The following is a 20,918-nucleotide window of genomic DNA, read 5'->3' as shown; positions in this document are numbered from 1 at the left end:
CTGCGGGCTCCGGTGGCTTACCAGCAGGAGACCAGAACGGTCATGCCTCGCGCCATCCGGCTCAGATCTTCGGGCGCCATGGCGCCGCTGCGCGCCGAGGCATGCGGGGTGATCCCCGCTTCGGTCAGGCGGGTAGCGATGGTGGCGGCCTGCGCGGCATAGGTCACGCTGTCGGGCAGCTTGCGGCTGCCTGCGGTGTCGCGCGGCATGAGCATACCGATGACGGTGCCCGCGCCGTCCAGCACCGGGCCACCGGCATCGCCGGGCAGCGACTGAAGCGACAGACGCGCGATGCCCGCCTCACCGTCCAGCCCCTTCATTTCCTCCAGCGTGCCGAAGGTCAGGGTCGGGGCGGGCAGGGTGTCTTCATAGCTGTAGCCCGAGACGGCAACTTCCTGTCCGGGACGCGCCGGCCCGGTCAGCAATTCGGCGACGGCGGGTGGAGACAATTGTTGCGCGGGCTTCAGCAGCGCCAGCCCGGTCGCGGCATCCGAGAAGGTGACGGTGGCGTCGGTGCGCAGGTCCAGCGTGATACGGTTGCAGCCTTCCACCGCCTCGCGGGTGGTCAGCACGGCGCCACTGCCATCGACATAAAAGCCGGTGCGCGACAGTTCAGGGCGCCGAACTTCCAGCCCGGCCATCAAGCTGCGGCGGCTGTCGTCGGACAGCGGCACAAGACCCGGATCCAGCGCCTTGTCCCCGACCGAACGGAAGCTCGACTGCATCGCTGCCAGCACGCGGCCCATGCGCTCGTCCTGCGCCGGGTTCCAGATCAGCATGTAACCCTTGATCAGTCCCTTCGACAGTTCGGCATAAGTATGGCTTGCCACCGTGCCGTTGCGCCCGTCGATGGTGAAGCTGCGTTCGGCACGGCTGCGCTCGCCCGACAGAGGCACGACCTCAAGCGTTTGCAGCACGTCGTAAAGCCCGTAGAGCGTCGACTGATCGCCCGGTTCCGAAATCAGGATGACCCGCACGCCCGAGCCGTTCTTTTCGCGGAAATGCGCGAAGGGCGGTTCGTAATGGTCAAATTCCACCAGCGCGGTCGGCAGGGTGATTTCGATCCCCGCCTCCTGTTCGGTCACGGTTTGCAGGCCGAGTTCCGCCTGCGCCTGCTGGTGCGCCGCGACCAGCGTGTCGCGCTGCATCGTGGTCAGGATGCCGGTCGGCTCCAGCCCGTTCGCGGTCTGCCAGTCTGCCATGCTCTTGCGGGTGCCGGGTCCGAAGGCGCCGTCGATGCTGGCATTGTAGAAGCCATACCATTGCAGGGCGGCCTGCAATTCCATCCGCTGATCCCGGCTCAGCAGGGCTTCCGAGGCGCGGGCTTCGGCCGGGCTTTCCTCGATGATCGCCGGGGGCGAAGGCTCGGGGGGCGCCGCCTGCGCCTCCGGTTCCGGTGCGGGGGCCGGGTCGGTGCCGGTTCCGGCGTCGGGCAGGGCCAGGGTCTGCACTTCGGGTACGGTAACGGGCTGTGCCTCGGGTTCGGCGGGGGCTGGAGCCAGATTCATGCCGGTGGGCCAAAAGGGCTCGCGCAGCGCGCGATTGTCGGTCACATAGCTGTCCCGCGGGATCAGCCCCTCGCGTTTCAGTTGCACCAGCCGTTCCTGCGCAGAGTCGCGATCCAGATGCGGACCCAGCGTCAGCGCATACCAGCCCGCCCCCAGGGTGAAGCCCGCCACATCGGGAAACAGCGCCGACCAGGCGCGCGCGCGATCCTCGGCCTCGCGCAGGGTCGGCTGCGCCTCGATCTGAAGCCAGTATTGCTGTTGCGCCCGTGCTCCCTGCGGCAGTGCCAGCAGCACCACAAGGCCAAGCAGATAAAGAATATGTCTCATTCCCACTGTAATCCCGTCACGTCCACCTCACCCGAGCGTTACACTCGCCCGCCGCCGCATGCAAACGCTGTGCATCCCTGAAATCTGACAGTTCCGCGAGCAGGCGCGCCGCCGCGAAGCGGGGGCGGCATCCCATTGACCCTCGCGGCCCTTCTGCCTATGCAGACGGGGAATTGCCGCCGTCCGGCCCCGTCTTCCCTGAGGTCCGCCATGTCCGCCACCGATACGCCCCGCAGCTTTCAGGAAATCATCCTGCGCCTGATGACCTACTGGGGTTCAAGGGGCTGTGCCGTGCTGCAACCTTATGACATGGAGGTGGGCGCGGGCACCTTCCACCCGGCGACGACGCTGCGCAGCCTTGGCAACAAACCCTGGGCCGCCGCCTATGTGCAGCCCTCGCGCCGCCCGACCGATGGCCGTTACGGCGAGAACCCGAACCGGCTTCAGCACTACTATCAGTATCAGGTGCTGATCAAACCCTCGCCGCCCGATCTGCAGGAGCTGTATCTGGGCAGCCTGAACGCCATCGGCATCGACACAAGCCTGCATGACATCCGCTTTGTCGAGGATGACTGGGAAAGCCCGACGCTGGGCGCCTGGGGGCTGGGCTGGGAAGTCTGGTGCGACGGCATGGAAGTCAGCCAGTTTACCTATTTCCAGCAGGTCGGCGGGCATGACTGCAAGCCGGTCTCGGGCGAGCTGACCTATGGTCTGGAGCGGCTGGCGATGTATGTGCTGGGCATTGATCACGTCATGGACATGCCGTTCAACGACCCGAAATCGCCGATCCCCCTGAAATACGGCGATATCTTCCGCCAGACGGAGGAGGAATACAGCCGCCACAATTTCGACGGCGCCACGACCGAGATGCTGCTGCGCCATTTCGAGGATGCCGAGGCTGAATGCGAACGCCTGCTGGCCTTTGATCCGCAAGATCCGAACAGCGGCAAGCGCATCATCATGGCGCATCCCGCCTATGACCAGTGCATCAAGGCCAGCCATCTGTTCAACCTGCTCGACGCGCGCGGCGTGATCTCGGTCACCGAACGGCAGGCCTATATCGGCCGGGTGCGCGCGCTGGCGAAGAAATGCGCCGATGCCTTCGTCCAGACCGAGGCGGGCGCCTCGGTGGAGACGGCGGCGTGAGTGGCAAGCTCATCGCGGGGGGAATCGTTTTGATCGCCGCAATCGCAGGAATCGCAATCTACTGGTTGCAGGTCTACGCCTTCTATGAACCCGCCACCTTTCAGCCGGGGGCGGAAATCCAGCTGACCCCGATCCTTGGGGATGCGCCCGAGGCGATTCTGGCCGAGAATGTGGAAGGCATTGACGCCACATCCTCGCCGCTGCGCTTCCGGGCCTGTTTCCACACCCCGATGAGCCAAGCCATGCTGACCGAGACCTACAGGGTCTATGATCAGGCCGAACCGCTGGTCGGCCCGCCGTGGTTCGATTGCTTCAATGCCGAAAAGATCGGCGAGGCGCTGGAAACGGGCGAAGCCATCGCCTTCCTGTCGGTCCATGACATCGTGCCGGGCGTGGATCGGGTTGTCGCGGTCTTTCCGAACGGCAATGCCTATGCCTGGCACCAGTTGAACGACAAGCTGAAGGAAGACCCGACCAAGGGCATCCTGAAGTAAGCGGCAGGGCCGGGCGCGGTGCCGTTTCGCCCTCGGGATGTGCCGCAAAATCGCCCCGGTCCGCTTGCGTGGCGACGGCCGGGCCTGTATGCCGCAGGCAGGGCGCGGCCGCGCCCGGATGATCCGCGAAGCTGAAAGAAGATCTCCATGTCCGACCTGCTGATCGAACTGTTTTCCGAGGAAATCCCTGCGCGGATGCAAGCCGCCGCGCGCGAGAACCTGAAGAAGCTGGTGACGGACGGTCTGGTCGAGGCGGGTCTGACCTATGAAAGCGCCCGGGCGTTTTCCACGCCGCGCCGGCTGGTGCTGACGGTGCAGGGGTTGACGCCCGAAAGCAAACCCGTGCGCGAGGAACGCAAAGGCCCCCGCACCGACGCGCCGCAGGCCGCGCTGGACGGCTTCCTGCGCTCCACCGGGTTGACGCTGGACCAGTTGGAAAAGCGCGCCGACAAGAAGGCCGAGGTCTATTTCGCCGTCATCGAGAAACCCGGCCGCAAGGCCGCCGAAATCATCGCCGAGGTGCTGGAACGCACCATCCGCACGTTCCCCTGGCCGAAGTCGATGCGCTGGGGCTCGGGCAGCCTGCGCTGGGTGCGGCCGCTGCACTCCATCCTCTGCCTTCTGGGCGACGAGGGCGGGGCCGAGGTCGTGCCGATGTCGGTTGACGGGATCGTCGCGGGCAATACCACCGGGGGCCACCGTTTCATGGCGCCCGCGCGGTTCGCGGTTTCGTCCTTTGACGACTATACCGCGAAATTGCGCCGCGCCTTCGTGATGCTCGACAGCGCTGAACGTGAGGCGCATATCTGGAATGATGCGCAAAATCAGGCCTTTGCGCGCGGTCTTGAACTTGTCCCTGATGCGGGATTGCTGACCGAGGTGGCGGGGCTGGTGGAATGGCCCGTGGTGCTGATGGGCGCCATCGGCGCCGAATTCCTGCACCTGCCGCCCGAAGTGCTGCAAACCTCGATGCGCGAGCATCAGAAATTCTTCTCGGTCAGAAACCCGAAATCGGGCCGGATCGAGGGCTTCGTGACCGTCGCCAACCGCGAAACCGCCGACAATGGCGCGACCATCCTGAAGGGCAACCTGAAGGTGCTGTCCGCCCGCCTGTCCGACGCCCGCTTCTTCTGGGAAAACGACCTGCGCGTCGCCAAGGCCGGTATGGGCGACTGGGCCGAGGGGCTGAAGGCCGTGACCTTCCACAACAAGCTGGGCAGTCAGGCCGACCGCATCGCCCGTATCGCCGCGCTCGCCCGCGAGATCGCGCCGCTGGTGGGGGCTGACCCGGATCAGGCCGCCCGCGCCGCCGGTCTGGCGAAGCTCGACCTGCGCTCTGCCATGGTCGGTGAATTCCCCGAACTGCAAGGCACCATGGGCCGCTATTACGCGCTGGAGGCGGGCGAACCCGAAACCATCGCCAACGCCGCCCGCGACCATTACTCGCCACTGGGGCCTTCTGATGCTGTGCCGTCAGAGCCGGTTTCGGTGGCGGTGGCGCTGGCCGACAAGATCGACACGCTGACCGGGTTCTGGGCCATCGACGAGAAGCCGACGGGGAGCAAAGACCCCTTCGCGCTGCGCCGCGCCGCGCTGGGGGTGATCCGGCTGGTGCTGGGGAATGGGGTGCGTTGGCGAATTGCCGATATCCGTATGGTCCATCTCTTGCAGCAAAAGCTCACTGAAAATGGACCGTTTAAGTTCTCAAATGAGGTGATGGCGGATCTCCTCTCCTTCTTCCACGACCGCCTCAAGGTCTTCCTCCGCGATCAGGGTATTCGCCACGACGTCATCGACGCCTGCCTTGCCATGCCCGGCAATGACGACCTCACCCTGCTGGTGAAACGCGCCGAGGCGCTGCAAGCCTTCCTTGGCTCTGACGATGGCACCAACCTGCTGCAAGGCTTCAAGCGGGCGAACAACATCCTGACACAGGCCGAACAGAAGGACGGAGTGGAATATTCCTTCGGCGCCGATCCCAAATTCGCCGAAACCGACGAGGAACGCGCCCTGTTCGCCGCGCTCGACGCGGGCGAGGCTGCCATTGCTCCGGCCATGGTGCAGGAAGATTTCGCCGCCGCCATGGCCGCCATGGCCAAACTGCGCGCGCCCATCGACGCCTTCTTCACCGCCGTTCAGATCAATACCGACAACGCCATCGTGCGGCGCAACCGTCTGAACTTGCTCCACCGCATCCGCGCGCTGGTGGCACAGGTGGCCGACTTCACCAAGGTCGAGGGCTGATCCCCTTCATCTTGGCCAAAATATCCTCCGGGGGGTGAGCCCGGAACGGGCGAGGGGGGCGGAAAGCCCCCCTTTTGCCAGCGCCGCTTGCGCCACGCCCCGAACGGCGTATTCTGCCCGCGAACCGAAAGGGCGCCGCAGTGCAGAAAACCGAACTTCTTACCGATTTCACCGTCATCACCCCCTCGGCCGAGGTCTCGACCCCGCGCCATGGCTGGCGGGCGAAATGCCTGCAACGGCTGATCCGGCTGGAACTGCCCGTCCCGAAAACGGTAACGCTGCCCGCCTCGACCGTGCGGGCCATTGCGGCCGGGCAGATGCTGGATTGCCCGGCGGTGCTGGGCCATTTCGGCGACAGCCCGCTGATTTCGGTGCGCCCAAGCCCGGAAAACCCCGATTGGGGCGGGCCTGCCACCATCCTCAACATCGGGTTCAACGCAGCGCGCCATGATCTGCTGGCCAAAAGCCACGGGCAGGCGGCGGCTGATGCGCTGTATCTGCGCTTCGTTCAGGGCTATGCCGTGCACGTCGCCCGCCTTGACCCCGATATGTTCGAGGGGCTGGAACCCGGCGCGCGCGGGCTGAACGACGCGCTGCGCGCCTATGAGATGGAGATGGACGAACCCTTCCCCGAAGACCCGGCGCGGCAACTGGCCGATGTGCTGCGGTCCATGGCCCGCGCATGGGAGGGAACGACCGCGCGGCTGTTGCGGCAGGCCAAGGGCGCCCCGGCGGAGGCGGCGCTGGGGCTGGTGGTGCAACAGATGGCGCAAGGCATCGGGCAGGGGATCTCTGGCTCGGGCGTGATCCAGTTCGTCGATCCGGTGACGGGCAATCCCAAGGTGATCGGCCGTTATCTGGGGCAAAGCCAGGGCCGCGACGCGCTGAAGAAGGGCGAGGCGCTGTATCTGACCCGTGACCCGCGCGGCCCCTCGCTGGAGGAACTGGCGCCTGAAATCTTCGCCGAGCTGATCCGCGAGGGCGCGATCTGCCGCCAGCGCCTGCGTGAGGAAATGCAGATCGAATTCACCATCGAGGATGGCAAGCTGGCTGTGCTGGATGCGGTGAAGGTGCAGCGGTCGGCCCGTGCAGGGCTAAAGATCGCCGTGGCGCTGGCGCGCGACGGTGTGATCACCCCCGCCGAGGCGGTGCTGCGGGTCGAACCCCGCGCGCTGTCCGAACTGCTGCACCCGCAGGTCGATCCGCGCGGGCCGCGCGACGTTTTCGCCCGTGGCATCGCCGCCAGCCCCGGTGCCGCAACCGGGCGCATCGTGTTTTCCTCGCAGGCGGCACAGGCCAGCGCCGCGCGGGGCGAGGCCTGTATCCTCGTGCGCCGGGAAACCGCGCCGGAAGACATTCGCGGCATGCATTCGGCGGCGGCGGTGCTGACGGAACGTGGCGGCATGACCAGCCACGCGGCGGTGATCGGGCGCGGCCTTGGCCTGCCCTGTATCGTGGGCGCCTCCGATATCCGGCTGGATACCCGAGACCGCAAGCTGACCGCCCGCGATGGCCGGGTGTTCCGTGAGGGGGATATCATCACCATCGACGGCACCTCGGGCGAGGCGCTGGTGGGGGCGGCGGACATGCTGCCCTCGGCGCAGGGGGAGTCGTTCCGGCAGCTTCTGGCCTGGGCGGACGAGCTGCGCGACATCGGAATCCGCGCCAATGCCGACACGCCGTCGGATGCCCAGACCGCGCGCGACTTCATGGCGCAGGGCATCGGGCTGTGCCGGACGGAACACATGTTCTTTGAAGAGGCGCGGCTGGTGGCCATGCGCGAAATGATCTTCGCCGATACCGCCCCCGACCGGGCTGCGGCGCTGGCACGGCTTTTGCCGATGCAGCGCGCGGACTTTGTGCAACTCTTTGAAATCATGAAGGGTTTGCCAGTCTGCATCCGCCTGTTCGACCCGCCGCTGCATGAGTTCCTGCCGCATTCCCGCGAAGGTATGCGCGAACTGGCCGAGGCGCTGGACCGCCCGCTTTCCGAGGTCACGCGTCGGGCCGAGGCGCTGGCCGAGTTCAACCCGATGCTGGGGATGCGGGGCGTCCGGCTGGGCGTTGTCCTGCCCGAAATCTATGACATGCAGGCGCGTGCTATTTTCGAGGCGACAGTGGAAACCGTGCGCGCGGGCGAGCCGGTGGTGCCGGAAATCATGATCCCCCTCGTATCGGCGCGGCGCGAGGTCGAACTGGTGAAAACCCGGATCGACGCGGTGGCGGCGCTGGTGCGGACGAAAACCGGGGTCAGCTTCGACTACCGGCTGGGTGTCATGGTGGAAACCCCGCGCGCCGCGCTGCGGGCGGGCGAGATCGCGCAGCACGCGGCCTTCCTGTCCTTCGGCACCAATGACCTGACGCAGATGACCTACGGGCTCAGCCGCGATGACGCCGGACGCTTCATGAATACCTATGTGCAGGAGGGGGTGTTCAGCGAAGATCCGTTCCACATTCTCGATGTGGATGGCGTAGGGGAACTGCTGCTGATCGGGGCGGAGCGGGGCCGTCAGACCCGGCCGAATCTCACCCTTTCGATTTGCGGCGAACATGGCGGAAACCCCGAATCAATCGCCTTCTGCCGCAAGGCGGGCTTCGATTATGTCAGCTGTTCGCCTTACCGCGTTCCTCTGGCGCGACTTGCGGCGGCACATCTGGCGCTGACCGATCCGAAGCAATGAAAACTGTGGAAAAACAAGCGGAAACGGCGATGCTTCCGCTGTTTCCTCTTGCGGTTTCAAAAAGAGCTTCGGCAACAAATTGCGCAAAATTCGCTGATTCTGTGTGGTTTTTTTGCCACTAGGGTAGACTCGGACCGCTGTCCTGGGCTAAGGGCGCCCCTTGTTGCGCGTTGTTTACAAATTTTCTCAGCTGCGCGCGGCGCTGGAACAGGACCGGGAACAGAGTTAATGCGCTTGCTACAAGGTTGGACGATGGCCGTTTCGGCTACTGTCGTCCTCAGTGGAGCGGCCTTCGCCGATGTGACGGTGAGCCAGTCGAATGACCCCTCAATCACGCTGGGAGGTCAGATGACGTCGCTGCTGGGGATGGAGCGCACGGCCATGGGCCAGGTGGCGCCCGCCCGGCTTGCTGCGCTGGCAGACGGGGTGCAGGTCAAGCGTCCGGCGGTGAAGCGCGTGGCGAAAAAGTCTGGCCTGCCAGAGATTTCGACGCCAAACCTCATCCGGTATGACAACAGTTTCCTTGATGCGCTGCCGGTTACCTCGGGCGATCAGCAATGGCAGTGCCTGACCACCGCGCTTTATCACGAGGCGCGTGGCGAAACGATCCGGGGCCAGTTCGCAGTGGCCGAGGTCATTCTGAACAGGGTCGACAGTGCCTCTTATCCCGGAACGATCTGCGGTGTCGTCAATCAGGGGTGTCAGTTCTCCTATACCTGTGATGGCAAATCCGACCGCGCGAACGAGAAGGGCGCGTGGAATCGCGCCGGCAAAATCGCGCGGCTGATGCTGGATGGGGCGCCTCGTGCGCTGACAGCGGGGGCGACGCATTTCCATACGGTCAATATTCGGCCGTCCTGGTCGCGCCGCTTCGAGCGGACCGCCGCGATCGGCGCGCATCTTTTCTACCGGCAGTAACCGCGTTGATGTCGGGTCTTGGGCCTTGCCTGCCGCTGGCGGGCAGGGCATAGCCGTCTCGGGCCTCTAAACTGCCCGCAGAAAGACCCGAACGCCGGAGGGCGATATGACCAGCGACACCCGTCTCGCCTTTGCCCACCCGGAAGAGCGCAGCCTTGCATCGGCCGGGGCCGCCCCGCGGGATCGCATTTCCCTGCGTGACCATGTGGTTGAGGCCGATATTGGCGCCTTCCAGCAGGAACGTGGCCACAAGCAGCGCCTGCGCTTCAATGTGGTGGTCGAGGTGCGCCCACATCCTGCCCCGCTGGAAGATGATGTCGACCGCATCCTGTCCTACGACCGGATCACCGAGGCGATAGCCGCCGAACTGGCGGAAGAGCGGCTGAACCTGCTGGAAACGCTGGCCGAAAAGGTGGCGGAGCGTGTGCTGGCCGAGCCGCAGGCGATGCGGGTTTTCGTGCGGGTCGAAAAGCTGGACCGTGGCCCCGGTGCGCTGGGGGTGGAAATCGTGCGCAGCCGGGCGGAGGCGCCGGTACAGGCGCTGGACAGCGAGGGCGCGATGCAGGCGCTGCATCCGCTGGTGATCCATCTCGACAATGCCGCCATCGCGGCGCCCGATCTGCCGCAGCGCCTTGATGCCTGGCAGGCACGGGGCCTGCCGCTGATCCTGACGGTAGGTCTGCCCGATTTCCCGCGCCCGGTGACCGGCCACAAGCCGACGCAGCGCCGGATCGACCTTCTGGCCATCGAACAGAACGCCTGGACACTTGCCGCGCGCGATGACCGCTGTGTGGTGGTGTCCACCCGCACCGAAATAGACTGGGCCATGAAGCACGGGCAAACGATTGTCTGGGCACCCTCGAAACTGGTGCTGGATGCTGTCGATGGCCCGCATTCCCGCGCCCCCGAGGCGCTGGCGCTTTGGCTGGCGGAACTGACCGCGGCCGAGGCGCTGATCGTTCACGGCGATGTAACAGTTCCGGCGGGAAGCCGCGTGCGGCTGGAGCGCGGCTGACACGGGCGGCTTGCCTGTATCGCAGCAAGGGCCTATCCGAAGGCATGCGATATTACAGACCTGTCACCTCCTCCGATCCCTGCCGTCCCGACGGCGCCCTGACGCTGGCCGGTGGCTGGCTTTGGTTTGACCGCGTCGAAGTGCGGGAGCGCGACCGCCCGTCACATCTCATCGCCGCTGCGGACCTGCCGGAAGAGGCACGCGCGCGACTGACGGCGCCGCGCGCCGATTTCGCCGGGCTTTCGATGGACCGCCCGCGCCTCATGGGTATCCTGAACGTTACGCCCGACAGCTTTTCCGACGGCGGCCAGTTCCTTGCGCCGGAAGCGGCCCTGAGCCAGGGGCAGATGATGGCTGGGGCGGGGGCCGATATCATCGACATCGGAGGCGAAAGCACGCGGCCCGGTGCGGTCGAGGTGCCGGCGGCGGAGGAAACCGCGCGCACCGCCCCGGTGATCGCCGCCCTGCGCGCCGGCGGGATCGAGGCGGCCATTTCCATCGACACGCGCAAGGGGGCCGTGGCTTCGGCGGCGCTGGCTGCGGGGGCGAGCTTCGTCAACGATGTTTCCGCCTTCACCTATGACCCGGCGCTGAAGCAGGTGACGGCTGATGCCGGTGCGCCGGTTTGCCTCATGCATGCGCAGGGCACGCCGCAGACCATGCAACTGGACCCGTGCTATGATGACGTGCTGCTGGATGTCTATGATTTCCTCGCCGCCAAGGTGGCCGAGGCGGAAGCCGCAGGCATTCCCCGCGCGCGGATCATGGTCGATCCCGGTATCGGCTTTGGCAAGACGCTGGACCATAACCTGATGCTGATCCGGGGGCTGAGCCTGTTTCACGGCCTTGGCTGCCCGATTTTGCTGGGGGTCAGCCGCAAGAAGTTCATCGGCACGCTGGGCGGCGAGGCTGAAGCCGCGCGCCGGGCGCCCGGCTCGGTTGCCGTGGCGCTGGCCGGGGTGGCGCAGGGCGCGCAGGTTCTGCGTGTCCATGATGTATGGGAGACGCGGCAGGCCCTGACCCTGTGGCGCTCCGTCACGACAGGAGATGTGGCATGAGCCGCAAGCTTTTCGGCACCGACGGGGTTCGGGGCCGCGCCAATACCTATCCGATGACTGCCGAGATGGCGCTGCGCCTTGGCGCAGCCGCCGGGCGGTTTTTCCGCCGTGACGGCGGTTCGGCGCATCGCGTGGTGATTGGCAAGGATACCCGGCTTTCCGGCTACATGCTGGAAAACGCGCTGACGGCCGGGCTGACCTCGACCGGCATGAATGTGTTGCTGCTGGGGCCGGTGCCGACACCGGCGGTCGGGTTCCTGACCCGCAGCATGCGCGCCGATCTGGGCGTGATGATTTCGGCCAGCCACAATCCGCACCACGATAACGGGATCAAGTTTTTCGGTCCCGACGGATTCAAGCTGTCCGACGAGGCCGAGGCCGAGATCGAGGCGATCCTTGAGGGCGAAATTGCGCCCGCCCAGCCGCAGAACATCGGCCGCGCCCGGCGGATCGAAGACGGGCGCGGGCGCTATCAGGAATTCGTCAAAACCACCTTCCCGGCGGGCCTGCGGCTGGACGGGCTGAAAGTGGTGATCGACTGCGCGAATGGGGCCGCCTACAAGGCCGCGCCGGAGGTGCTGTGGGAGCTGGGGGCCGAGGTCATCCCGATCGGCGTGTCCCCGAACGGCACCAATATCAACGAAAGGTGCGGCTCGACCCATACCCAGACCGCTGCCGAGGCGGTGGTGTCGCATGGCGCCCATGTCGGTATCGCGCTGGATGGCGATGCGGATCGGGTGATGATCCTCGATCAGAACGGCCGTACGGCGGACGGCGATCAGATCATGGCGCTTCTCGCTGCCCGCTGGGCCGAGGAGGGACGGCTGCGCGGCGGCACGCTGGTCGCAACGGTGATGTCGAACCTCGGGCTGGAACGTTTTCTGCAAGGGCGCGGGCTGCGGCTGGAACGCACCGCCGTTGGCGACCGCTATGTGGTCGAGGCGATGCGGCGCGGTGGCTTCAACCTGGGCGGCGAGCAATCTGGCCATATCGTGATGACCGATTACGCCACCACTGGTGACGGGCTGGTGGCCGGACTGCAATTCCTGGCCGAGATGGCCCGTACCGAGCGTCCGGCCTCGGACCTGCTGCACACGTTCGAAACCGTGCCGCAGCTTCTGAAGAACGTGCGCTATGAGGCTGGAAAACAACCGCTTTCCGACGCAACCGTCAAGGCCCGCATTGCCGAGGCCGAAGCGCGGCTGACCGGCCGGGGCCGCGTGCTGATCCGCAAGTCGGGCACCGAACCGCTGATCCGCGTCATGGCCGAATGTGAGGATGAGGCGCTGTTGCAGGCCGAGGTCGCGGGCATCGTCGCGGCGGTGGAGGCGGCTGTCTAGGCCACAAGCAGCACCACGCCTGTGCCGATATTGGCCAGCGCATTCAGTAGCGTGACAATGATCCCGACGCGGGGCCAGGTCTTTGGCCTCGTCGCGCGTGCCGTGCTGCGGACGAGCGCCCGCAGCAGCACCAGCAGGTAGATGCCGAAAAAGATCGAACTCAGCGCCATCACCGGCGTGCTGGCGGCCGGCGCGAAGATCGCCAGCAGCATGGCCAGCAGCACCAGCCCCGGCACCAGAAACAGCAGCGGCCCATAGGTGCCCGCCCAAAAGGTTTCGCCCGGCGTCATCCGCCCCGCCAGCAACTCGCGGAACCAGCCGGCGGTGAAGAACCGCGCGCGTTCCGCCAGAATGGCGTCAATCTTGTCAGGTGGCAGATCGGGCATGGGGCACCTCTTTCAACGCCTTGACCCTGAACGAAAAAGGGGCGCCCCGCAAGGCGCCCCTTCTGATGCGAATGGTCGCGGCTCAGTTGCGCGAACGGTCGACCATCTTGCCTTTGGAGATCCAGGGCATCATCGCGCGCAGCTTGGCGCCGACCTGCTCGATCTCGTGCTCGTCGTTCAGGCGGCGGGTGCCCTTGAAGAACGGCTGACCCACGGCGTTTTCCTGCATGAAATCGCGCACGAACTTGCCGGTCTGGATGTCGGTCAGGACTTCCTTCATGGCTTTCTTGGTCTGCTCGTAGGGCAGGATGCGCGGGCCCGAGACATATTCGCCATATTCGGCGGTGTTCGAGATCGAGTAGTTCATGTTGGCGATGCCGCCTTCGTAGATCAGGTCCACGATCAGCTTCACTTCGTGCAGGCACTCGAAATAGGCCATTTCCGGGGCGTAACCGGCTTCGACCAGGGTTTCAAAGCCCATGCGGATCAGTTCGACCAGACCGCCGCACAGCACGGCCTGTTCGCCGAACAGGTCGGTTTCGCATTCTTCGCGGAAGTTGGTCTCGATGATGCCCGAGCGGCCGCCACCGATGGCCGAGCAGTAGCTCAGGCCGATTTCCAGCGCTTTGCCGGTCGCGTCCTGATGGACGGCCACGAGGCAGGGCACGCCGCCGCCTTTGACGTATTCACCGCGCACGGTGTGGCCCGGGCCTTTCGGCGCCATCATGATGACGTCCACGCCTTCCGGCGCCTCGATCAGGCCGAAATGCACGTTCAGGCCGTGGGCGAAGGCGATGGCCGAGCCGGGCTTGAGGTTGTCACGGACGTATTTCTTGTAGGTTTCGGCTTGCAGCTCATCGGGCATGGTGAACATGATCACGTCACACCAGGCGGCGGCTTCCGCGATTTCCATGACCTTCAGGCCTTCGCCTTCGGCTTTCTTGGCCGAGGCCGAACCGGCGCGCAGCGCGACGACCACGTTCTTGGCACCCGAGTCGCGCAGGTTCAGCGCATGGGCGTGGCCTTGCGAGCCATAGCCCAGGATGGCCACTTTCTTGTCCTTGATCAGGTTGATGTCGCAATCGCGGTCGTAATACACGCGCATGAGGCGGTCCTTTCCTTGCCTTGATGATGGGCAGAATAGGGAAATTCCTGCGCGGTTCTGTGCAAAATTCTCTGATTGATCCGGTCTGCCGCAAAAATCATGCGCCAGATGAGCTATCAGTCGGATTTCAATTCATCATGCCGCTTTGCGCGTACGGGCGGGGGGGGCTGACAGCACGATCCCGGGCAGCCGCATCCCCGTGCCACCGGCCCGCAGATGCGACAGCAGCAATGCTGCCTCTCCCCGGTTCAGGCTGCGGTGGCTGAGCCGGTGGTGCCGCAGATCCAGACCGGGCATCAGGTCACGCAACTCGTCCACCGCGGCGGTATCGAGCGAATCCAGAGCCACCTGACCGGCAAACAGGCTTTCGGTTGCCACGTTGTTGGAAAACACGGTTTCGTGCCGGTCCAGCAGCAGATGCAGGTAATCGACCTGCCGTGCGGGCATGCTGTGCACGCTCTGGCCATCGATCAGGAATTTTGCGGGCACCAGTACCTCGGTGCTGCCAAAGAACAGCTCGGCCTCGGCGCAGCGCAGCAGGATGCGGTGATTGGGCGAAACGCTCAGGGCCTCGGTATTGCCCATGATCCCGGCGGCAATCTGCACCGGCGCATTCAGCCCGATGCCGCGCACGGTGCTGTGCCCGATCCAGCGTAGCGGCTGCATGCCGTGATGCAGGGTCCGCACCATATCGCCCGCGCGCAGGCTTTCGATCGGGCGCGGACCATCCCCGGTTTCGATCCGGGTTCCGGCGAGGAAACAGGTGACCGGGTCGATGATCGGCGTGGACTGGCCATAGCCCGAATAGCTGGAGATCCGCTGCAGGTAATAAAGCTTGGTGCCTGCGGGGGGCTGCTCCCCCTCGAACATGACACCGACAACCTGGGTCGTATAGCCTTGGGTGATCGACACGCCCACCATGCGGTAGCTGTGCCCCGCCGCATCATAAAGCGTGACCTCATATTCGTTTTCCACGCCCACCGGCGGCGGGTATTTCCAACGGATCGTTTCATTCGACGGGTTGTAGGTGGTGCCGTTGATGTTCAGCGATTGCGTCAGCCGCTGGTCGATCACGGTGGCGCCGGAGAATGGATCATCCGTCAGATAGCCGTCGCTGTCATCGAAATGAATGGCGGTGGTCGGCCCCGAGAAGGTCAGCGCAAGATCATAAGGCACTTCCCAGCTGAAGGCATCTCCGTTCAGCGCATTGCCGATGATGTCATTCTGGTTGGTGGCGGCGCCGTTGATACGGGTGATCGAGACCCCGCTTTTGGCGAAGACATAGATGGTGCGTTCGGTCATCCGATGGGGCCTGTTCTTCTCGTACCCTGTCGTTGCAGGGCGCACTGCTTTGGCCAAGCTTACCCGCACGGCTGCATGATGTTGCCGGAATTCGGCGGTGGGGCAGCGGTTTATCCGGCACTGTGGCAGAAAGGTGGCTGGCGCCGGTTTGACCCGGGACAGGGTTTCTGCGAAAATCTCATTCGCGAAATAGAGGATTCATGTGAGCATCATGCTTGATGACAGCGACAGGCGGCTTTTGCGGCATCTGCTGGCCGAACCAGGCCTGCCGACCGCCACGCTGGCAGAGCGTGCGGGCCTGACCACCGCGACCTGCTGGCGCCGGCTGGAGCGGCTGGCCGACAGCGGGGTCATTCAGGCCCGGCAGGCGGTGATCGACTGGCATGCGCTGGGGTATGAGGTGGAAGTCTCGCTGCGCTTCACGCTCGACAAGACCCACCCCCGCGCTTTCGATGAATTCCTGCAAGCGGCGCGCGAGGTGCCCGAGGTCATTGGTTTCGAAACCTTTCTGGGCCGCGTCGACGTGCGTCTGAACGTGATCGCGCGCGATCTGCAGCATTATCAGCAGATCTACCGCGAACGCATCCTGACCCTGCCGCATATCAATGACATCGAGGCGCTGATGCTGGTGGCCACCATCAAGGACAGCGCGGGGCTGCCGCTGTGATCGACCTGGACGACACCGACCGTGCGCTGCTGCGCGACCTTGCCCGTGACGGCACGCTGTCGGCAGGCGAACTGGGCCGCCGTCATGGCCTGAGCCAGCCTGCCGCCTGGCGTCGGGTGAAGCGGCTGACCGATGCCGGTGTGTTGAAGGGCCAGCGCGTGCTGGTGGATCGCGCGGCGCTTGGCTTCGGGGTGACGGTGTTTCTGGGTGTGAAGCTGGCCACCAAGGGCCGCGTCAGTCTTGAGGACTTCGAACGCGCCGTGACCGCCATTCCCGAGGTGCAGGTGGTGCAGCATGTCCTTGGCCTGTTCGACTACCGCCTGCGCGTTGTCGCCCGCGACATTTCGGATTTCGAACGCGTGCTGCGGCGGCGGATCATGACCCTGCCCGGGGTGGGGCAGGTCGAGGCGAATGTGGTCCTGTCCGAAGAACCGCGCCCCGGCCCGCTGGGCTGAGGGCGGCTTTCGCAAACCGAAACAAGTGCTTTCGCGCAATCCGGCGGAATTCATGTCGGATTTCGCGGGCGCAGCCGTGCCGTCTCGCGCTAGGGTTCCCCGGAAGAATGAGAGGAGATCGTCATGCCCGGATTGCGCCCCGAAGTGGACCCGGAAGGCTTGCAGGAATTTTCGGTGGTCTTCACCGATCGCTCGCTGAACCATATGTCGCACCGTTTTCAACAGGCGATGCGCGATATCTCCGGCCTCCTGCGCGAGGTCTATGGCGCCGCCGCCGTGGCGCTGGTGCCCGGGGGCGGCACCTATGCGATGGAGGCGGTCGCGCGCCAGTTCGCCAGCGGCGCCCATGCGCTGATCGTGCGCAACGGCTGGTTCTCCTACCGCTGGAGCCAGATTTTCGAAGCAGGCGGCTTTGCCGGGGACACGACGGTCGTCATGGCGCGGCAATCCGGCAATGGCGCCCGCGCCCCCTTTGCACCGCCGCCGATTGACGAGGTGGTGGCGAAGATCCGCGACACCCGCCCCGATGTGGTCTTTGCCCCGCATGTGGAAACCGCGGCGGGGCTGATCCTGCCCGACGATTATATCCGCGCGATGGCGGAGGCCGCGCATGAGGTCGGCGCGCTGATGGTGCTCGACTGCATCGCCTCGGGCACGATCTGGGTCGATATGGCGGCGACCGGCGTGGATGTGCTGATCTCGGCGCCGCAAAAGGGCTGGTCGGCCTCGCCCTCGGCCGGCCTTGTGATGCTGTCGCCGCGCGCCGTCGAACGGCTGGAGGCCACGACTTCCAGCAGCTTTGCGCTGGACCTGAAGAAATGGCGCGCGATCATGGCGGCCTATGAGGGGGGCGGCCATGCCTACCACGCCACCATGCCGACCGACGCGCTGATCGGCTTCCGGGATGCCATGGCCGAAACCCGCACGCTGGGGTTCGAGGCGGCGAAGGCCGCGCAGTGGCAACTAGGCCGCGCCGTCCGCGCGTTGCTGGCGGAAAAGGGCGTGCAGTCGGTGGCGGCCGAAGGCTTTGGTGCGCCGGGCGTGGTGGTCAGCTATACCGACGATCCCGACATTCAGAATGGCAAGAAGTTCCTCGCCGAAGGCATGCAGATCGCGGCGGGCGTGCCCTTGCAGGTGGGCGAAGGGCCGGAGTTCCGCACCTTCCGCCTCGGTCTGTTCGGTCTCGACAAGCTGAAGGATGTGGATGGCACCGTGGCCCGCCTGAAAGCCGTGCTCGACAAGGTGCTTTGACGGGCAGAGCATTCACTCCGCCGAAAATAGGGTGGCGAACCGGGGGCAGACCCCGGTTCAGCCGTGTCTCACCGCACCCCGATCCCCGCCCGCATCAGCCCGCGCCGGACCGGCGCCACGGAATAGAGCGCGTCCAGCGTTGCCGCCCGCAGATCACGCAGCGGCTGCGCCCCGATCTGCGAGGCGCGGTTCAACAGGTCGATGCCGCGCACCCGTGCTTCCACATCCAGATGCCGCTTGCGGTGATAGGCGTCCAGCATCGCGGCATTACCCAGATGCGCGGGATCAGCCTGCGCCAGATCCAGCAGCGCGGTCAGGTCGGCGAGGCTCATGTTCAGGCCCTGCGCCCCGATGGGGGGCATCACATGCGCGGCCTCGGCCATCAGCGCCACGCGCTCGCCCGACATGCGGGCGGCGATCTGAGCGATGATCGGCCAGCTTGTCAGGCGGCTTACCAGCGTCAGCGGCCCCAGCAGCCCGCAGGAGCGCTCCATCATCTCGGCCTCGAAACCGGCCACGGACAGCGCCATGCGGCGGTCGATTTCGGCCGAGTGGTCCATCCAGACCACGGCAGATCGCGGCAGCCCGTCGCGGTCAGGCAGGGGCACGAAGGTGAAGGGCCCGCCGGAGCGGTGGATCTCGGTCGAGATATTGCCATGCGGTATCGGGTGGCTGACCGCGAAGGCCAGCGCCTTCTGGCCGTAGCGCAGGGTTTTCACCGGGATGTTCAGCGCCTGCCGGACCGTGCTGTTGCGCCCGTCGGCGCCGATCAGCAACCGCGCCGCGATGCGCCGCCCGTCGCTGAGGCCGACAAGCGCCTCGGTCTCGCGGGTCAGCACGCTGGCGGTGCCGACGCCGGGCAGAAACCGCACATTGGGCAACTCCCCGATCCGTGCCAGCATCTCGCGCCGCAAAAGCCAGTTTGGCAAGTTCCAGCCAAAGGGCTTGTCCGACAGGTCGGCGGCGTCGAAATCCTTGATGACGCGCGGCTCGGGTTTTTCGCCACCCGCATCGACGATCCGCATGATCTGAAGCGCAGCGGCATGGGGTTCCAGCCGCTGCCAAAGCCCCGCCGCCTCCAGCACCGGAATTGACGGATGCAGGAAGGCGGTGGTGCGCAGGTCCGAGCCATCGGCCTCCGCCTCGGTCACCGGCGGGTTCGGCTCTACGCAGATCACCGAAAAACCCGCGCTGCCGAAGGCACAGGCTGCCGCCAGCCCCGCCACGCCGCCGCCGGAAATCAGGATGTCGGTCGTCTCACGCATGGCCAGCCCTCCGTTCTCCTGTCAGATAGACCAGAAGGCAGGGGTCGTCCACGCGACGAAGCGTCAGCCCCGCGTGATGGCGATGAGAATACAGAACATCACCGGCACCATGGCCAGCGCCACCATGGCGAGGGCGACGACGCCCCATGTCATCACCGCCAGCGTGATCATCGTCACCACAATGGTCAGCATGTAGAAAATGACGTTGATGTCACGGGCAATATCGCGGGCGATGAAGCCGATCAGCGGCAGACGGCCAAGGCCGGTGGCGGGAAGCGCGGTCATGGAACTCTCCTGTTTGCGTGGCCGGTTTATCGCCGCCGCTCAAAGGTGTTTCCAGAATACAACTTGACGCGCGACAGGCTGTCGCAGGTCGTCAGGGCAGCAGCCGGGCGAGAAAACCACTCAGATCGTCGGTATGGTGGTGGATATGCGGCGCTGGGGCAGGGGCGGGGGCCACATGCACTGTGCGCATCCCCATGTCATGCGGGGCGGCAAGGTTGCGCGGATCATCCTCGAACATGGCGCCGGTTTCCGGCACGATCCCGTCGCGGCCAAAGACCGTCTCGAAGGCCGCGCGCTCCGGCTTCGGGCGAAAACCGGCATGCTCCACCCCGTAGATGGCGTCGAACACCCCGGCAAGCCCCCGCGCGGCCAGGACTTTTTCTGCGTAAGGCGCGCTGCCATTGGTATAGACGATCCGCCGCCCCGGCAGGTCACGGATGCGTGCGGCCAGACCGGCGTCCGGCGTCAGCACCGTGAAGTCGATGTCATGGACCTCGTGTATGTAGCCATGCGGGTCGATGCCGTGTTCTGCCATCAGCCCGGCAAGGGTGGTCCCGTAAAGCTGCCAGTAGTGGCGGCGCAGCCGGTCGGCCTCCGGCTGGTCCATCTTCAACTCCTGCATCACCCAAGCGGTCATCCGGCGCTCGATCTGGTCGAACAGCCGCGCCTCGGGCGGGTAAAGCGTATTGTCGAGGTCGAAGACCCAGTGACGGACATGCGAGAAGGATTGGGCTACCATATCCCAGAGCTATCGCAGCGGGCTTCTGGCGGCAATGGCGCTTGCACCGGACAATGCGCCCGGCTTAGTGTCGCGCGATGCGATAAGGAGTACCCCTTGCAGAAAGACGCCTACACGCTGATCCTCGAAGCGATCGAGGCCGGGGATTACAAGCCGGGTTCGCGGCTGGTTGAATCCGAGCTGGCCGAGCGGCTGGGCGTGTCCCGCACCCCGGTGCGCGAGGCCTTGCAGCGTCTGGAGACCCAGTCGATGCTGACCCGCGATGGCCGCAGCCTGATTGTGGCGACGCTGGATCACAACCAGCTGGCTGAGCTTTATACCGTGCGGACGGAACTGGAGGGGCTGGCCGCGCGGCTCGCCGCCCGCCATGCCACGGATGAGGAAATCCGCGTGCTGCGCTCGATGGTCGAGGAAGACCGTGCGCTGCTGGGGGGCGACCCTCGTGCGCTGAGCCGGGCGAACAAGCGGTTCCACAAGCAGATTCACCTTGCCTCGCACAACCGTTTTCTTGTGCAGCAGCTCGACCTCGTGCATCGCTCGATGGCCCTGATGGCCAATACCTCTTTCGCGGCCGAAGGGCGCGACGAGGTGGCGATCTGCGAACATGACGAAATCGTGCAGGCGATTGCCGCGCGGGACGGCGATGCCGCCTATGCGGCGCTGAAGGCGCATATTTCCAAGGCATTCGAAACCCGGCTGAGGGTTGATGCGGGCGAGTTGCGGCTGCGCTGA

Annotated in this window: 19 protein-coding genes; 12 read left to right on the top strand and 7 right to left on the bottom strand. The window is 65.5% G+C overall.

All coding sequences use genetic code 11. The features are described from left to right. Positions 1-17 precede the first annotated feature (17 nt). Complete coding sequence (locus C8N34_RS02015; RefSeq protein WP_108127200.1) at positions 18-1,835, bottom strand: trypsin-like peptidase domain-containing protein; 1,818 nt, start codon at positions 1,833-1,835, stop codon at positions 18-20. 210 nt (positions 1,836-2,045) lie between these two features. Between C8N34_RS02015 and C8N34_RS02010 the strand changes: the two genes are divergently transcribed. From C8N34_RS02010 to glmM, 8 genes are all read left to right on the top strand, one after another. After that, on the top strand, positions 2,046-2,981 hold the full coding sequence (locus C8N34_RS02010; protein WP_108127198.1) for a glycine--tRNA ligase subunit alpha: 936 nt from the start codon (positions 2,046-2,048) through the stop codon (positions 2,979-2,981). Continuing rightward, positions 2,978-3,475, top strand: a complete 498-nt coding sequence (locus C8N34_RS02005) for a DUF6446 family protein (RefSeq protein WP_054301198.1) — start codon at positions 2,978-2,980, stop codon at positions 3,473-3,475. The genes C8N34_RS02010 and C8N34_RS02005 overlap by 4 nt, the downstream gene beginning before the upstream one ends. Positions 3,476-3,622: 147 nt before the next feature. Then, positions 3,623-5,719 (top strand): glycine--tRNA ligase subunit beta, encoded by a 2,097-nt coding sequence (glyS, locus tag C8N34_RS02000; RefSeq protein WP_108127196.1) that lies wholly within the window; start codon positions 3,623-3,625, stop codon positions 5,717-5,719. A gap of 140 nt (positions 5,720-5,859) precedes the next feature. Next, positions 5,860-8,400 (top strand): putative PEP-binding protein, encoded by a 2,541-nt coding sequence (locus tag C8N34_RS01995; RefSeq protein WP_108127194.1) that lies wholly within the window; start codon positions 5,860-5,862, stop codon positions 8,398-8,400. A 228-nt stretch (positions 8,401-8,628) separates the two neighbouring features. After that, complete coding sequence (locus C8N34_RS01990; protein ID WP_108127192.1) at positions 8,629-9,318, top strand: cell wall hydrolase; 690 nt, start codon at positions 8,629-8,631, stop codon at positions 9,316-9,318. A 106-nt stretch (positions 9,319-9,424) separates the two neighbouring features. Beyond that, on the top strand, positions 9,425-10,333 hold the full coding sequence (locus C8N34_RS01985) for a dihydroneopterin aldolase (protein WP_054301194.1): 909 nt from the start codon (positions 9,425-9,427) through the stop codon (positions 10,331-10,333). Positions 10,334-10,377: 44 nt separating this feature from the next. Next, a complete protein-coding gene (gene folP, locus C8N34_RS01980) occupies positions 10,378-11,391 on the top strand; it encodes a dihydropteroate synthase (protein ID WP_108127190.1) in 1,014 nt (337 codons plus the stop codon). After that, a complete protein-coding gene (gene glmM / locus C8N34_RS01975) occupies positions 11,388-12,731 on the top strand; it encodes a phosphoglucosamine mutase (RefSeq protein WP_108127188.1) in 1,344 nt (447 codons plus the stop codon). Before folP ends, glmM begins: the two co-directional genes overlap by 4 nt. On the opposite strand, the gene C8N34_RS01970 is transcribed toward glmM, so the two are convergent. From C8N34_RS01970 to C8N34_RS01960, 3 genes are all read right to left on the bottom strand, one after another. After that, positions 12,728-13,117 (bottom strand): hypothetical protein, encoded by a 390-nt coding sequence (locus C8N34_RS01970; RefSeq protein WP_108127186.1) that lies wholly within the window; start codon positions 13,115-13,117, stop codon positions 12,728-12,730. The two genes, glmM and C8N34_RS01970, sit on opposite strands and share 4 nt — an antisense overlap. 82 nt (positions 13,118-13,199) lie before the next feature. Further along, positions 13,200-14,222, bottom strand: a complete 1,023-nt coding sequence (gene ilvC / locus C8N34_RS01965) for a ketol-acid reductoisomerase (protein ID WP_108127184.1) — start codon at positions 14,220-14,222, stop codon at positions 13,200-13,202. Positions 14,223-14,357: 135 nt separating this feature from the next. Then, positions 14,358-15,524 (bottom strand): Hint domain-containing protein, encoded by a 1,167-nt coding sequence (locus C8N34_RS01960; RefSeq protein ID WP_108127182.1) that lies wholly within the window; start codon positions 15,522-15,524, stop codon positions 14,358-14,360. A gap of 211 nt (positions 15,525-15,735) precedes the next feature. Between C8N34_RS01960 and C8N34_RS01955 the strand changes: the two genes are divergently transcribed. From C8N34_RS01955 to C8N34_RS01945, 3 genes are all read left to right on the top strand, one after another. Continuing rightward, positions 15,736-16,191, top strand: coding sequence for an Lrp/AsnC family transcriptional regulator (locus C8N34_RS01955; RefSeq protein ID WP_054301188.1), 456 nt, complete (start codon positions 15,736-15,738; stop codon positions 16,189-16,191). Further along, positions 16,188-16,646: an Lrp/AsnC family transcriptional regulator gene (locus C8N34_RS01950; protein WP_054301187.1), complete on the top strand. Its 459-nt coding sequence runs from the start codon at positions 16,188-16,190 to the stop codon at positions 16,644-16,646. Before C8N34_RS01955 ends, C8N34_RS01950 begins: the two co-directional genes overlap by 4 nt. A 123-nt stretch (positions 16,647-16,769) precedes the next feature. Continuing rightward, complete coding sequence (locus C8N34_RS01945) at positions 16,770-17,897, top strand: aminotransferase class V-fold PLP-dependent enzyme (RefSeq protein WP_108127180.1); 1,128 nt, start codon at positions 16,770-16,772, stop codon at positions 17,895-17,897. Between the two features lie 68 nt (positions 17,898-17,965). Here C8N34_RS01945 and C8N34_RS01940 read toward each other — a convergent pair whose 3' ends face one another. The 3 genes from C8N34_RS01940 to C8N34_RS01930 form a co-directional block, all read right to left on the bottom strand. Continuing rightward, positions 17,966-19,162, bottom strand: a complete 1,197-nt coding sequence (locus C8N34_RS01940; RefSeq protein WP_108127178.1) for a UbiH/UbiF family hydroxylase — start codon at positions 19,160-19,162, stop codon at positions 17,966-17,968. A gap of 63 nt (positions 19,163-19,225) precedes the next feature. Further along, positions 19,226-19,447: a hypothetical protein gene (locus C8N34_RS01935; RefSeq protein WP_054301184.1), complete on the bottom strand. Its 222-nt coding sequence runs from the start codon at positions 19,445-19,447 to the stop codon at positions 19,226-19,228. A 91-nt stretch (positions 19,448-19,538) separates the two neighbouring features. Then, on the bottom strand, positions 19,539-20,186 hold the full coding sequence (locus C8N34_RS01930; RefSeq protein WP_108127176.1) for a pyrimidine 5'-nucleotidase: 648 nt from the start codon (positions 20,184-20,186) through the stop codon (positions 19,539-19,541). A 96-nt stretch (positions 20,187-20,282) separates the two neighbouring features. Here C8N34_RS01930 and C8N34_RS01925 point away from each other — a divergent pair, with 96 nt between their 5' ends. Continuing rightward, on the top strand, positions 20,283-20,918 hold the full coding sequence (locus tag C8N34_RS01925) for a GntR family transcriptional regulator (RefSeq protein WP_054301182.1): 636 nt from the start codon (positions 20,283-20,285) through the stop codon (positions 20,916-20,918).

Origin of the sequence: Gemmobacter caeni, from assembly GCF_003054195.1 — a bacterium.
GTDB lineage: Bacteria > Pseudomonadota > Alphaproteobacteria > Rhodobacterales > Rhodobacteraceae > Gemmobacter > Gemmobacter caeni.
Note: the sequence above shows the minus strand (reverse complement) of the source record. Positions and strands in the feature narration are given on the sequence as shown.

Excerpts from the sequence above, each read along its gene's own strand:
- C8N34_RS02015 (WP_108127200.1), bottom strand. The coding sequence starts at position 1,835 with ATGAGACATATTCTTTATCTGCTTGGCCTTGTGGTGCTGCTGGCACTG.
- C8N34_RS02010 (WP_108127198.1), top strand. The coding sequence starts at position 2,046 with ATGTCCGCCACCGATACGCCCCGCAGCTTTCAGGAAATCATCCTGCGC.
- glyS (WP_108127196.1), top strand. The coding sequence starts at position 3,623 with ATGTCCGACCTGCTGATCGAACTGTTTTCCGAGGAAATCCCTGCGCGG.
- C8N34_RS01990 (WP_108127192.1), top strand. The coding sequence starts at position 8,629 with ATGCGCTTGCTACAAGGTTGGACGATGGCCGTTTCGGCTACTGTCGTC.
- C8N34_RS01985 (WP_054301194.1), top strand. The coding sequence starts at position 9,425 with ATGACCAGCGACACCCGTCTCGCCTTTGCCCACCCGGAAGAGCGCAGC.
- folP (WP_108127190.1), top strand. The coding sequence starts at position 10,378 with ATGCGATATTACAGACCTGTCACCTCCTCCGATCCCTGCCGTCCCGAC.
- glmM (WP_108127188.1), top strand. The coding sequence starts at position 11,388 with ATGAGCCGCAAGCTTTTCGGCACCGACGGGGTTCGGGGCCGCGCCAAT.
- C8N34_RS01970 (WP_108127186.1), bottom strand. The coding sequence starts at position 13,117 with ATGCCCGATCTGCCACCTGACAAGATTGACGCCATTCTGGCGGAACGC.
- ilvC (WP_108127184.1), bottom strand. The coding sequence starts at position 14,222 with ATGCGCGTGTATTACGACCGCGATTGCGACATCAACCTGATCAAGGAC.
- C8N34_RS01960 (WP_108127182.1), bottom strand. The coding sequence starts at position 15,524 with ATGACCGAACGCACCATCTATGTCTTCGCCAAAAGCGGGGTCTCGATC.
- C8N34_RS01955 (WP_054301188.1), top strand. The coding sequence starts at position 15,736 with ATGCTTGATGACAGCGACAGGCGGCTTTTGCGGCATCTGCTGGCCGAA.
- C8N34_RS01945 (WP_108127180.1), top strand. The coding sequence starts at position 16,770 with ATGCCCGGATTGCGCCCCGAAGTGGACCCGGAAGGCTTGCAGGAATTT.
- C8N34_RS01940 (WP_108127178.1), bottom strand. The coding sequence starts at position 19,162 with ATGCGTGAGACGACCGACATCCTGATTTCCGGCGGCGGCGTGGCGGGG.
- C8N34_RS01935 (WP_054301184.1), bottom strand. The coding sequence starts at position 19,447 with ATGACCGCGCTTCCCGCCACCGGCCTTGGCCGTCTGCCGCTGATCGGC.
- C8N34_RS01930 (WP_108127176.1), bottom strand. The coding sequence starts at position 20,186 with ATGGTAGCCCAATCCTTCTCGCATGTCCGTCACTGGGTCTTCGACCTC.